This is a genomic window from Pseudomonas sp. SORGH_AS_0211 (genome assembly GCF_031453455.1).
GTDB classification, from domain to species: Bacteria; Pseudomonadota; Gammaproteobacteria; order Pseudomonadales; family Pseudomonadaceae; genus Chryseomonas; species Chryseomonas aestiva.
In genome coordinates this window covers 2,337,259-2,349,875 of the sequence record NZ_JAVIZV010000001.1, presented here as the reverse complement: position 1 = coordinate 2,349,875, position 12,617 = coordinate 2,337,259, and the positions used below count along the sequence as shown (strand labels likewise).

The window sequence follows — 12,617 nt, the reverse complement described above, 5'->3', positions numbered from 1 at the left end:
GCTCAGCGGTCCACGTCGGCCATGACGAAGTCGATACTGCCCAGGTAGGCAATCAGGTCGGACACCATGCTGCCGCGGATGACGGCCGGGATCTGCTGCAGGTGCGGGAAGCTCGGCGTCCGGATGCGGGTGCGGTAGCTCATGGTGCTGCCATCGCTCGTCAGGTAGTAGCTGTTGGCGCCCTTGGTCGCCTCGATCATCTGGAAGGCTTCGCCGGCCGGCATCACCGGACCCCAGGACACTTGCAGGAAGTGGGTGATCAGGGTCTCGATGTGCTGCAGGGTGCGTTCCTTGGGCGGCGGCGTAGTGAGCGGGTGATCCGCCTTGTACGGGCCTTCGGGCATGTGCTGCAGGCACTGCTCGATGATGCGCAGACTCTGGCGCATCTCTTCGACGCGCAGCATGCCGCGGTCGTAGCAGTCGCCGTTGTGGGCGATGGGCACTTCGAATTCGAAGTTCTCGTAGCCGGAGTAGGGACGAGCCTTGCGCAGGTCGAAATCGAGACCGGTGGCGCGCAGGTTGGGGCCGGTGACGCCCCACTCCAAGGCTTCCTTTGTGTTGTAGACGGCGACGTTCTTGGTTCGGCCGATGAGGATGCTGTTCTTCATCGCGGCCTTTTCGTACTCGTCCAGGCGCTTGGGCATCCAGTCGAGGAATTCGCGGACCAGCTTGTCCCAGCCGCGCGGCAGGTCGTGGGCAACGCCGCCGATACGGAACCAGGCCGGGTGCATGCGGAAGCCGGTGATGGCCTCGATGACCTTGTACGCACGCTGACGGTCGGTGAAGGTAAAGAACACCGGGGTCATGGCGCCGACGTCCTGGATATAGGTGCCCAGGTACAGCAGGTGGCTGTTGATGCGGAAGAACTCGGCCATCATCACCCGGATGAAGTCGACCCGCGACGGCACCTTGATGCCGGCGAGCTTTTCCACCGAAAGGACGTAGGGCAGGTTGTTCATCACCCCGCCCAGATAATCGATCCGGTCGGTGTAGGGGATGTAGCTGTGCCAGGACTGGCGCTCGGCCATCTTCTCGGCGCCCCGATGGTGGTAGCCGATCTCCGGCACGCAGTCGACGATCTCTTCGCCGTCCAGTTGCAGGATGATGCGGAAGGCACCATGGGCGGAAGGGTGGTTCGGGCCCAGGTTGAGGAACATGTAATCGGAATTCTCCGCATGTTCCTTCATGCCCCACTCTTCGGGCTTGAATCTCAGGGTCTCCTGCTCGAGATCCTGCTTGGCGGCGTTCAGCGCATAGGGATCGAACTCGGTGGCCCGCGCCGGATAGTCCTTGCGCAGCGGATGACCCTGCCAGTTGTCGGCCATCAGCATGCGCTTGGGCAGCGGGTGACCGTCGAAATGGATGCCGTACATGTCCAGCACTTCCCGCTCGTACCAGTTGGCATTGGGGTAGATGCCGGTGGCGGTGGGCAGGCGCAGGTCGTTGGCGGACAGGGCCACCTTGAGCATCACATCGCTGTTACGGTCGATGGACAGCAGGTGGTAGAAGACGGTGAAGTCCGCGTTGGGCAGGCCGCGGCGGTGAGTCCGCAGGCGCTCGTCCACGCCATGCAGGTCATAGAGCATGACGTAGGGGCGGGGCACGTTGCGCAGGAAGCGCAGTACTTCGATGATTCTTTCGCGCGCCACCCAGATCACCGGCATGCCGGTACGGGTGTCTTGCAGGGTCAGGGCGTCGGCGCCGAATTGGCCCTGGAGTTCGCCAACCACCGACGCATCGCCGGCAGGGGCGAGCGCAGAGGCGGACAGAGCGGTGTCTGCGGTCATGATGTTCCGTCGCTAATCGATCGTCGTCAGCGTGCAGGTCCCGTAGGGGACTTACACTTCGTCTGGGCTGCGCAGGTTGGTGACCTGGATGCGGCGCTCGCGGTTCTGCTCGCGCTGCGAAGGCATCTCGGCGCGATAGATGCCCTGGTCGCCCACCACCCAGGAAAGGGGGCGGCGCTCTTCACCGATGGAGTCCTGCAGGAGCATCAGGCCCTGGAGGAAGGCTTCGGGGCGAGGCGGGCAGCCGGGCACATAGACGTCGACGGGCAGGAACTTGTCCACGCCCTGAACGACCGAGTAGATGTCGTACATACCGCCGGAGTTGGCGCAGGCGCCCATCGAGATCACCCACTTGGGTTCCAGCATCTGCTCGTACAGGCGCTGGATGACCGGGGCCATCTTCATGAAGGGAGTGCCGGCGATGACCATGAAGTCGGCCTGACGCGGCGAGGCCCGGATGACTTCGGCGCCGAAGCGGGCGATGTCGTGGGGCGCCGTGAACGCGGTGGTCATTTCCACATAGCAGCAGGACAGGCCGAAGTTGTAGGGCCAGAGGGAATTCTTGCGTCCCCAATTGACCGCGCCCCGCAGGACATCTTCAAGTTTGCCCATGAAGATGCTGCGGTTGACCTGACTCTCCATTGGGTCGGCAACGGTTTCCCGTTGGCCGGCCGGATAGCGGTCTACTGCCGCATCGGGATCGATCCGGGTGAGATTGTATTGCATTGCCAAAGCCTCATTGTTTCGACTTCGCCTGCCGCTCGCGACGGCTCGCAGGCGCCCAATCGAGCGCTCCGATTCGCCACAGGTAGACAAGACCCGCCAACAGAATTGCTATGAAAATGGAGGCTTCCACGAAGCCGGCCCATCCCGATTCACGGATGGACACCGACCAGGCGAAGAGAAAGAGGGCTTCGACATCGAAGATCACGAAGAGCATCGCGACCAGGTAGAACTTGGCAGAGAGACGGAGACGGGCACCCCCGGTGGGGACGATGCCGGACTCGAAGGGATCGTTCTTGCTACGGCCCACGGCTTTGCTGCCGAGCAGGCTCGAGACTCCGAGCATGAAGGCGATCAGACCAACCACGCCCAGGAGAAATACCGCGAAGCTCCAGTTGTGGGTCAGTAGGCTGATCGACTCAGACATGCTTTGAATCCTTAATTATTGGGTATCAGGCGCTATCAGTGCGACACGGTGTCGCAAGACAGACAGATTTTATGCTCTATCGATTCATTCTGTAAATTTATTGGTCCAAAAAGATTCTATTGGACTGCTTTGAATCAAACTAAACAGAACTTCAGGTTTATTTGAGAATGAATATAAGAATTATTCTCAAATAAACTTCATTGTCTGGTGAAGCCTAGATTGCCAGGCGCCGCGAGAGTTCTCCCATTCGCCGGTCGGTCAGTCGATGAGGTCGGCGCGAATGCTCAACTGGCGGTCGTCATGACCCTCGGTCGAGTAGTAGCGGGTAAGCCCGTTCTGGTCGCCCTCGACCTGTTGCCGAAAGCCCCCTAGATCCAGCCATTGCCCGAGGGGACCGCTGATGCGGGTGGCGGCGCTCTGGGTCTGCACCGTGCCCGGGCGCCCGGTGGCGGCCCGATCATCGAGGCTGCTGATGTCCAGGTGCACCAGGTTGCCGCTCAGACGGGCGGTGACCTGAAAGCCTCGTTCGAGGCGGCGGTAATCGGTCTGGGCAGAGCTCTGCCCATAGGGCGAGGTCTGGTAGGTGGTGACCGGGACATCCTCGCCGAAACGGATGAAGGCGGGGTAGCCCTCGGTGACCTGGACGCGCTGGGCGCCATCCTCCTGCTGATCGGTGCTGTCTTCGATGATGCGCACCTGGGGCGCACGCACGTCGCCGTTTACCGAATAACCCTGACTGGCACCCGAGCTGCCGGCGCGGGTAGCCAGGGTGACAAGCAGGCGCCGCGGCTGGGTATCCAGCTGGGCCAGCAGAGTCTTGATCTCGGCGAGCTTGGCCGGCTCGGCATTGACGATCAGCTGATTGCCATAGACGTTGACCTTGCCTTCGCCGCCGATGACGGATTGCAGGGTGGGCAGGAGATCGTCGGCGGTGCGGTACTGCAGGGGAATGACCTCGGTACGAGGCGCGGCCCAGGCGGTGGCCGTCAACAGCAGCAGAAGCGCCAGCAGGCCCTTCACAGCACCATCCTCCGCAATTCCTGATCCGGCTGGCTGATGGCCCAGAGGCGGTCGAAGACCTGCTGCTGGACCTTGACGGCGGCGCGGTCGCCATAACGCACGAAGCCATTGGGGGCGCTGCCCATGCGACGCAGCAGGGCCTGGTCGTCGACGATGAGGCAGCTGCCTTCCGGTTGCCGATCGGCCGGTGGCCGCCGGATCAGCAGATTGCTGGTCAGGCGCTGCGCCAGGGCGATGAGGCGGTGGCCCTGGCGCATGGCGAGGGCGCTGTCGTTGATCAGGATGCGTACCTGATGCCGCGGATGGCCCAGCAGCAGGCGCTTGATCGCCGTCTCGACGTCCAGGTTGTCGTAGAGGGGCGCTTCCAGATCGGGCGTCTGGAGGCACAGCTGGCGGCTGGCTTGAGCGACGAGGCGAACGCTGTGCTCACGCAGGGCGTCCAGGCCTTCGAGGCGCAGGGCGAAGTCCTGGCCGAGCCGGGGTTCGGGCAGGCCGTCCAGGGTCAGATCGGCAAAGGACTCGTCCACGGCGGCTCCCTATCACTCTTCGTCGTCTTCTCCGGCGAAGATCAGACTGCCCTGCTGGAGCAGCTCGCGGATCAGGCGCATGGCATCGTCGTCCTGCAGCCAGGGCGCGAGATTGGCCTCGTGCAGGACCTCCGCCGAGCATAGCAGGTCGAGCAGCGGTTGCAGCCTCATGGGCAGCAGGCGGCTCTGGCCGCTGGCGAAGACCATCACCTCGTCTTCCAGGCGACTCCAGGCGATGCGACCGCTGGGATTGCGCATCAGCAGGGCGCCTTCGTCGAGTTCCTTGCGCAGCTGCTTGGCGCTGAGGTTTTCCCCGGCGACCCGCTCCGGGTAGCGCGGCTCGGTCATGTGCTGGCCGAACCAGGCCAGCAGCAGGCGATCATCGCTCAGGTGGCGCTCCATCAGGCCGCGCAGGCGCTCGATGGCCTCGGGCGGGATCTCCGCCGGATGCTCGCTGGCCGGGGCGCAACCGGCGTCGCTGTAGCGCTCGTCCTCGGGGATGAACTGGGCGAGGAAGTCGGTGAAGTGGGTGAGCACCTCGCCGGCGCTGGGGGCGCGGAAGCCGATGGAGTAGGTCATGCACTCGTCTTCGGCGATACCGTCATGGGCCAGACCCGGCGGCAGGTAGAGCATGTCACCCGGTTCCAGGACCCATTCGTCGGTCTGCTGGAAATCGGCGAGGATCTTCAGCTCCAGGCCGTCGATCAGCGGGCTGTCGGCGGTGCAGGGCTGGCCGATGCGCCAACGGCGGCGGCCATGGCCCTGCAGCAGGAAGACGTCATAGTGATCGTAGTGGGGGCCGACACCGCCACCGGGGGCGGCATAGCTGACCATGATGTCGTCGACGCGCCAATTGGGCAGGAAGCGGAAGGACTCCAGCACCTCGGCCACCTCGGGCACGAACTGGTCGACCGATTGCACCAGCAGGGTCCAGTCCCGCTCGGGCAGGCCGGCGAAGGTGTCTTCCGGGAGCGGGCCGCGGCGCAGCTCCCAGGTCTGGTCCTGGCCGATGATCAGGCGGGATTCGATTTCCTCCTCCAGCGACAGGCCGGCCAGTTCGTCGGGCTCCAGGGGATTCTGGAAGTCCGGGAGGGCTTGGCGGATCAGCAGGGGTTTCTGCTGCCAGTAGTCGCGGAGGAATTCACGGGCGGTCAGGCCGCCGAGCAGTTGCAGGGGTTGATCCGGGTTCATGCACACCTCGCGCAATGAAAAACGCCCGGCGAGGCCGGGCGTAGAAAAAGGATGATCTTCAGACCCGACGGGCCTGCTCGGCAGCATTGCCGATATAGCCGGCCGGGGTCAGCTGGCGCAGTTCTGCCTTGGCGGCCTCGGGGATCTCCAGGCCGTCGATGAAGTCCTGCAGGGCGCTGGCGCTGATGCCCTTGCCGCGGGTCAGCTCCTTGAGCTTCTCGTAGGGATTGGCCACGCCATAGCGGCGCATCACGGTCTGCACCGGCTCGGCCAGGACTTCCCAGCAGGCGTCCAGGTCCTCGGCGATGCGGGCGGCGTTGAGTTCCAGCTTGCTGATGCCCTTGAGGGTGGCTTCGTAGGCGATCACGCCGTGGGCCAGGCCGGTGCCCAGGTTGCGCAGCACGGTGGAGTCGGTCAGGTCGCGCTGCCAGCGGGAGATCGGCAGCTTGCTGGCCAGGTGCTGGAGGATGGCGTTGGCGATACCCAGGTTGCCTTCGGAGTTCTCGAAGTCGATGGGGTTGACCTTGTGCGGCATGGTCGAGGAGCCGATCTCGCCGGCCACGGTCTTCTGCTTGAAGTAGCCGAGGGAGATGTAGCCCCAGATGTCCCGGTCGAAGTCGATCAGGATGGTGTTGAAGCGGGCGATGGCGTCGAACAGCTCGGAGATGTAGTCGTGCGGCTCGATCTGGGTGGTGTAGGGATTCAGGGTCAGGCCGAGGTCGCCTTCGATGAAGGTGCGCGCATTGGCTTCCCAGTCGACGTCCGGGTAGGCGGACAGGTGGGCGTTGTAGTTGCCCACGGCGCCGTTGATCTTGCCCAGCGGGCGGACGGCGGCGATCTGCTCGATCTGGCGCTCCAGGCGATAGACCACGTTGGCCAGTTCCTTGCCCAGGCTGGTGGGAGAGGCGGGCTGGCCATGGGTGCGCGAGAGCATGGGCACGTCGGCGAAGCGATGGGCCAGCGCACGGATCTCGCCGGCGATCTGGCGCATCAGCGGCAGCAGCACCTGGTCACGACCTTCGCGCAGCATCAGCGCATGGGACAGGTTGTTGATGTCCTCGGAGGTGCAGGCGAAGTGGATGAATTCGCTCACCGCGGCCAGTTCCGGCAGGTCGGCGACCTCCTCCTTGAGCAGGTACTCGATGGCCTTGACGTCGTGGTTGGTGGTGCGCTCGATGTCCTTGACCCGCTGCGCCTGCTCGACGCTGAACGCGGTGGCCAGCTTGTCCAGCAGGGCATTGGCCTCGGCGGAGAAGGGTGCGACCTCGGGAATGCCGGCGTGGGCGGCCAGGCGCTGCAGCCAGCGGACCTCGACCTGGGCGCGGAAACGGATCAGGCCGAATTCGCTGAAGATGGGGCGCAGGGCGGCGGTCTTGCCGGCGTAACGGCCGTCGATGGGCGATACGGCGGTGAGCGAGGAGAGCTGCATGGGCATTCTCTTGGTAGCAGGGGAGAAAGGGGCGGAATTCTACACGCAAAGGCCGGGGCTTTAGTACCGCCGCCGGCCAGTCCGGGATCAGCCGTTGCGCAGGGGATAGAGATTGTCGAGCAGCTTGCGGCGGTTGAGCACCAGCTGCCAGCGATGGCCGCCGAGCTGCCGCCAGAGGCGGGCGGAACGAATGCCGGCCAGCAGCAGGGCGCGCACCCGCGAGGCGGTGGCGGACTGCTGGAGGTAGCGCATCTCGCCGTGCACCTGGATGCGCTGCTTGAAGGTGCTCAGGGTGTCTTCGTAGAGGCCACCGCAGGCGGCGATGACGTTCTCGTGGGCCACGCCGAAGTGTTCGACCTGGGACTGGATCTGGGTGAGGCGCCGGCCGATGAGGTCGAGCAGGTCGCCACGCTTCTCCAGCTTGCGTTCCAGGGCGATCATCGCCAGGGCATAGCGCAGGGGCTCGCGCTGCAGGCTGTTGGGATTGCGTTCCAGGGTGCTGGAGAGGGCGCCCAGTCCCTCGCGCAGGGGGGCGACGCTGCCGCCATAGACGTCCAGGGTGCTGCCCGGATCCCGTACCAGCAGGCTGCCGAGCAGGCAGGCCAGGGGTTCTTCCGCGACCTGGCCGGTACGCGCCAGCTGGTCCACCAGCAGGGCGGCCTGAAAGACGCCGCCCAGGGCGATGAGTTGTTCCTGGGTACGGTTCATGCAGCGGGCGCCTCGGCGCAAGCGGGTTGGTAGTGTTCGATCACGCCGCCGCCCAGGCAGACGTCGCCGTCGTAGAAGACCACCGACTGGCCGGGGGTGACGGCGCGCTGGGGTTCGTCGAAGACCACCCGGTAGCCGGCGCCCTGACGCTCGATCCGGCAGGGCTGGTCCTGCTGGCGATAGCGGACCTTGGCGGTGAGGCGGCGCGGCTGGGCGAGCTGCAGATCGTTGACCCAGAACATCTCGCCGACGGTCAGGGACTCGGCGAACAGCCAGGGGTGGGCATTGCCCTGGCCGACGATCAGCACGTTGCGGGTCAGGTCCTTGCTCAGCACGTACCAGGGATCGTCACCGGCGTCCTTCATGCCGCCGATGCCCAGGCCCTGGCGTTGGCCGATGGTGTGGTACATCAGGCCGTGGTGGCGGCCGATGACCTCGCCGGTGGTGGTCTCGATGTCACCCGGCTGGGCCGGCAGGTACTGCTTGAGGAAGTCGCTGAAGCGGCGCTCGCCGATGAAGCAGATGCCTGTGGAGTCCTTCTTGCGCGCGGTGGCCAGGCCATGCAGCTCGGCGATGGCGCGGACCTCGGGCTTTTCCAGTTCGCCCACCGGGAAGAGCGTGCGCGCCAGCTGCTCGCCGCCCACGGCATGGAGGAAATAGCTCTGGTCCTTGTTGGCATCCAGGCCCTTGAGCAGCAGGGTCTGGCCGTCGACATCGCGACGGCGAACGTAGTGGCCGGTGGCGATCAGGTCGGCGCCCAGGGCCAGGGCGTAGTCGAGGAAGGCCTTGAACTTGATCTCGCGGTTGCAGAGGATGTCCGGATTGGGCGTGCGGCCAGCCTTGTATTCGGCAAGGAAGTGCTCGAAGACGTGGTCCCAGTACTCGGCGGCGAAGTTGGCCGTGTGCAACGTGATGCCGATGCGGTCGCAGACCGCCTGGGCGTCGGCCAGGTCTTCCTTGGCGGTGCAGTACTCGGTGCCGTCATCCTCGTCCCAGTTCTTCATGAACAGGCCCTCGACCTGATAGCCCTGCTCCTTGAGCAAGAGGGCCGAGACCGAGGAATCCACTCCGCCGGACATGCCGACGATGACGCGGGTGCCGTTCACTTCAAAAACCTCTCATATCTACGATCATCGACAGGGGATAGCGGTGGCCGTCCAGGTATTTCTCGATGGCGTCCAGGACCAGGGGGCTGCGCAGCCGCGCCCGTTCGGCGCGGATCTCGTCGAGCGTCAGCCACACCGCGCGGGTGATGTCGGCGTCCAGGGCGCGCCCGGGCTCGTGGGCCAGGGGGCGGGCATGGAAGGCCGTGCGGTAGTAGGTGACGCCATTGGCTGGCGCCACATAGAGGCCGATGCCGATCACGCCCTGGATCTCCACCTGCCAGGCGGTTTCTTCCAGGGTCTCGCGGTGCGCCGCCTCGATCAGGCTCTCGCCTGGCTCCAGGTGCCCGGCCGGCTGGTTGAGCACCAGGCGACCCTGCTTCTCTTCTTCCACCAGCAGGAAGCGACCGGCGTCTTCCACCACGGTGGCCACGGTGACGTGGGCGTGCCAATCCATCTCGGACTCCGCTATCGGTAATCGCGCAGTATACGCCTTAAGCTTTGCCGGTCCCAAATGCAGCGAACCCCGGCCAGGGCCGGGGTTCGCTGAATCAACCTTTCAGGCTGCGGGCGCAGCCCTCAGGTTCAGCCCTTGAGCTGGGCCAGAGCGGCGTTGAGCGTGGCGCTCGGACGCATGGCCTGGCTGGTCTTGGCCTGGTCGGGGTGGTAGTAGCCACCGATGTCCACGGCCTGGCCCTGGACGCCGTTCAGCTCGGCGACCACCTTGGCTTCGTCGGCGCTCAGCGACTTGGCCACCGGCGCGAACTGGGCCTTGAGCTCGGCGTCTTCGCTCTGCTCGGCCAGGGCCTGGATCCAGTACAGTGCCAGATAGAAGTGGCTGCCACGGTTGTCCAGTTCACCCGTCTTGCGCGACGGCGACTTGTTGCTGTCGAGGAACTGGCCGTTGGCCTGGTCCAGGGTCTTGGCGAGGATCTTGGCCTTGGCGTTACCGGTGGTTTCGCCCAGGTGGTTCAGGGATTCGGCCAGGGCCAGGAATTCGCCCAGGGAGTCCCAGCGCAGGTGGTTTTCCTGCACCAGCTGCTGGACGTGCTTGGGCGCGGAGCCGCCGGCACCGGTCTCGAACAGGCCGCCGCCGTTCATCAGCGGGACGATGGACAGCATCTTGGCGCTGGTGCCCAGTTCCATGATGGGGAAGAGGTCGGTCAGGTAGTCGCGCAGGACGTTGCCGGTCACCGAGATGGTGTCCTCGCCCTTGCGGATGCGCTCCAGGGACACGCGGGTGGCTTCCTCGGGCGACAGGACGCGGATGTCCAGGCCGTTGGTGTCATGGTCCTTGAGGTAGCGCTCGACCTTGGCGATGACCTGGGCGTCGTGGGCACGGTTCTGGTCCAGCCAGAAGATCGCCGGGGTGCCGCTGGCGCGGGCACGGTTGACGGCGAGCTTCACCCAGTCCTGGATCGGCGCGTCCTTGGTCTGGCACATGCGCCAGATGTCACCGGCCTCGACCGGATGCTCGAAGATCACCTTGCCCTGGTCGTCGGTCACGCGCACGGTGCCGTCGGTGGGGATCTGGAAGGTCTTGTCGTGGGAACCGTATTCCTCGGCCTTCTGCGCCATCAGGCCGACGTTGGGCACGCTGCCCATGGTGCTGGGATTGAAGGCGCCGTTCTGCTTGCAGTCCTCGATCACCACCTGGTAGACGCCGGCATAGCAGCGGTCGGGGATGATGGCCTTGGTGTCCTGCAGGTTGCCTTCGGTGTTCCACATCTTGCCGGAGTCACGAATCATGGCCGGCATGGAGGCGTCGACGATGACGTCGCTCGGTACGTGCAGGTTGGTGATGCCCTTGTCGGAGTTGACCATGGCCAGCGCCGGACGCTGGGCGTACTGGGCGTCGAAATCGGCCTTGATGGCGGCCTGGGTGGCTTCCGGCATGCTGGAAAGGCGGGCGTAGAGGTCGCCGATGCCGTTGTTGCGATCGAAGCCGGCTTCTTTCAGGGCGGCTTCGTGCTTGGCCAGCACGTCCTTGTAGAACTCGCCGACGATGATGCCGAACATGATGGGGTCGGAGACCTTCATCATGGTGGCCTTCAGGTGCACGGAGAACAGCACGCCCTTGGCCTTGGCGTCTTCGATCTGGGCGGCGATGAAGCTCTGCAGGGCCTTGCGGCTCATGGTCGAGGCATCGACGATCTCGCCCGCCTTGACCGCGGTCTTCTCTTTCAGGACCTTGCTGCTGCCGTCCTTGCCGATCAATTCGATCTTCAGGCTGCCGGCGTTCTCGAGGGTGGCCGAGCGCTCGCTGCCATAGAAGTCATGGGCGTCCATGTGGGCGACGTGGGACTTGGAATCGGCGCTCCAGGCACCCATGCGATGGGGGTGCTTGCGGGCATAGTTCTTGACCGACAACGGTGCGCGGCGGTCGGAGTTACCTTCGCGCAGGACCGGGTTCACGGCGCTGCCCTTGACCTTGTCGTAGCGCGCCTTGACGTCCTTTTCCTTGTCGTCCTTGGGCTCGTCCGGATAATCCGGCAGGGCGTAACCCTGGCCCTGCAGTTCCTTGATCGCGGCCTTGAGCTGCGGTACCGAGGCGCTGATGTTGGGCAGCTTGATGATGTTGGCTTCGGGAGTGGTGGCCAGTTCGCCGAGTTCGGCGAGGTGGTCGGAGATACGCTGCTCTTCCTCAAGGTACTCGGGGAAGAGGGCGATGATGCGGCCGGCAAGGGAGATGTCACGGGTCTCGAGGGCGACGCCGGAAGAGGCGGTGATGGCCTCGACGATGGGGAGCAGCGAATAGGTCGCCAGGGCGGGCGCTTCGTCGGTCAGGGTGTAGATGATCTTCGACGTGGTGGACATGTCTTGCTTTAACTCCTCTTTATCACAGCTGTGGCGCGAAGCCGGGCGAGCGAGGATCGACCCTTGAGTCGATAGACGCCCCAAGAAGGCGTTATCGGGCCGCGCGACAGGCGCGGCGGCGATGGACGTGCGATGCGACAAAGCGTCGCTGCGGAAATTGCGGGATCGGCCGATACAGCCAGCGGAACCGGCAGGGCCTGCAGCGACCCGTCAGTCGGCGGAGTATACCAGCGCGGCGCCTGGCGTGCATTCGCACCACTGCGGCTGGGCTATGGAGAAACGTTGCCGGCGCGATCGGTCCGACAGAAGCGAACAGCCGCATCGTGGATTCAGGTCAAGAGGCTTGACCATTCGACGGCTGGCGCTGCACGGCAGTTGCTTAAGGGACTAAACTATTGCCCCTCTTAATTTGATGAGGTCGTTATGAAAACCAAGGACAACACGTCCAAGAGTCGTTCCTGGGCCATCGTCGGGCTGGAAACGCTCGTCATCGTCGCCCTGTCGCTGTACGTCGCCTTTGGCGCCGGGCTGTTCATCAAGCATCACTGCTGGGATACCCTGACCCCGCAGCAGCAAGACCAGATCCTCGAGCAGATGAGCCGCAGCGCTCAGGAAAATACCCTGCTCACCTGATTCGCGTCCGTTCGAATCCCTTCCTTCCAAACAATAAGAATCTTCCTTTTTCCCCGCGCACTGCTCAGGTGTCGAGGTGGCCTCGTCACGTCCGCAGCGCTAGCAGACCAGATGTTTGCCTGGACTCACGGGGGCGGTGGGCGTGACCTTGGGTAGCGCCCTGGGCGCGGACGTCGCCACGGGTCTGGCGCGACGTGCCAAGCGCAGCATGGCCCAGAGTATGGCCAGCGCCAGGGCTAGCCAGCCAAGTAT

General features: G+C 64.6%; 12 protein-coding genes. 1 reads left to right on the top strand and 11 read right to left on the bottom strand.

Annotated features, from left to right (window positions below; all coding sequences use genetic code 11):
- Positions 1-2: 2 nt before the first annotated feature.
- The 11 genes from nuoC to QE393_RS10880 all read right to left on the bottom strand — a co-directional run bounded on the left by nuoC (position 3) and on the right by QE393_RS10880 (position 11,732).
- Entirely contained in the window at positions 3-1,787 is a 1,785-nt protein-coding gene (nuoC, locus tag QE393_RS10930) for an NADH-quinone oxidoreductase subunit C/D (protein WP_273806039.1), read from the bottom strand.
- 51 nt (positions 1,788-1,838) lie between these two features.
- The gene (locus tag QE393_RS10925; protein WP_059315327.1) at positions 1,839-2,513 is read right to left on the bottom strand and encodes an NADH-quinone oxidoreductase subunit B family protein; all 675 of its coding nucleotides are present in this window, start codon (positions 2,511-2,513) and stop codon (positions 1,839-1,841) included.
- Positions 2,514-2,523: 10 nt separating this feature from the next.
- Entirely contained in the window at positions 2,524-2,937 is a 414-nt protein-coding gene (locus QE393_RS10920) for an NADH-quinone oxidoreductase subunit A (RefSeq protein ID WP_007158885.1), read from the bottom strand.
- 258 nt (positions 2,938-3,195) lie between these two features.
- Positions 3,196-3,957, bottom strand: a complete 762-nt coding sequence (locus QE393_RS10915) for a secretin N-terminal domain-containing protein (protein WP_310043434.1) — start codon at positions 3,955-3,957, stop codon at positions 3,196-3,198.
- Positions 3,954-4,484 (bottom strand): histone acetyltransferase HPA2, encoded by a 531-nt coding sequence (locus QE393_RS10910; RefSeq protein WP_310043432.1) that lies wholly within the window; start codon positions 4,482-4,484, stop codon positions 3,954-3,956. The genes QE393_RS10915 and QE393_RS10910 overlap by 4 nt, the downstream gene beginning before the upstream one ends.
- Before the next feature lie 12 nt (positions 4,485-4,496).
- On the bottom strand, positions 4,497-5,675 hold the full coding sequence (locus QE393_RS10905; RefSeq protein WP_273806043.1) for a cupin domain-containing protein: 1,179 nt from the start codon (positions 5,673-5,675) through the stop codon (positions 4,497-4,499).
- Positions 5,676-5,733: 58 nt separating this feature from the next.
- Positions 5,734-7,104, bottom strand: coding sequence for an adenylosuccinate lyase (purB, locus tag QE393_RS10900; protein WP_310043430.1), 1,371 nt, complete (start codon positions 7,102-7,104; stop codon positions 5,734-5,736).
- An 87-nt stretch (positions 7,105-7,191) separates the two neighbouring features.
- On the bottom strand, positions 7,192-7,812 hold the full coding sequence (gene hflD, locus QE393_RS10895) for a high frequency lysogenization protein HflD (protein WP_310043429.1): 621 nt from the start codon (positions 7,810-7,812) through the stop codon (positions 7,192-7,194).
- Positions 7,809-8,891, bottom strand: a complete 1,083-nt coding sequence (gene mnmA / locus QE393_RS10890; RefSeq protein ID WP_405046295.1) for a tRNA 2-thiouridine(34) synthase MnmA — start codon at positions 8,889-8,891, stop codon at positions 7,809-7,811. Before mnmA ends, hflD begins: the two co-directional genes overlap by 4 nt.
- Before the next feature lie 28 nt (positions 8,892-8,919).
- The gene (locus QE393_RS10885; RefSeq protein WP_273806047.1) at positions 8,920-9,372 is read right to left on the bottom strand and encodes an NUDIX hydrolase; all 453 of its coding nucleotides are present in this window, start codon (positions 9,370-9,372) and stop codon (positions 8,920-8,922) included.
- A 128-nt stretch (positions 9,373-9,500) separates the two neighbouring features.
- On the bottom strand, positions 9,501-11,732 hold the full coding sequence (locus QE393_RS10880) for an NADP-dependent isocitrate dehydrogenase (RefSeq protein ID WP_273806048.1): 2,232 nt from the start codon (positions 11,730-11,732) through the stop codon (positions 9,501-9,503).
- 423 nt (positions 11,733-12,155) lie between these two features.
- On the opposite strand from QE393_RS10880, the gene QE393_RS10875 reads away from it, so the two are divergent.
- Positions 12,156-12,365, top strand: a complete 210-nt coding sequence (locus QE393_RS10875) for a hypothetical protein (protein WP_158894222.1) — start codon at positions 12,156-12,158, stop codon at positions 12,363-12,365.
- Positions 12,366-12,617: the final 252 nt, after the last annotated feature.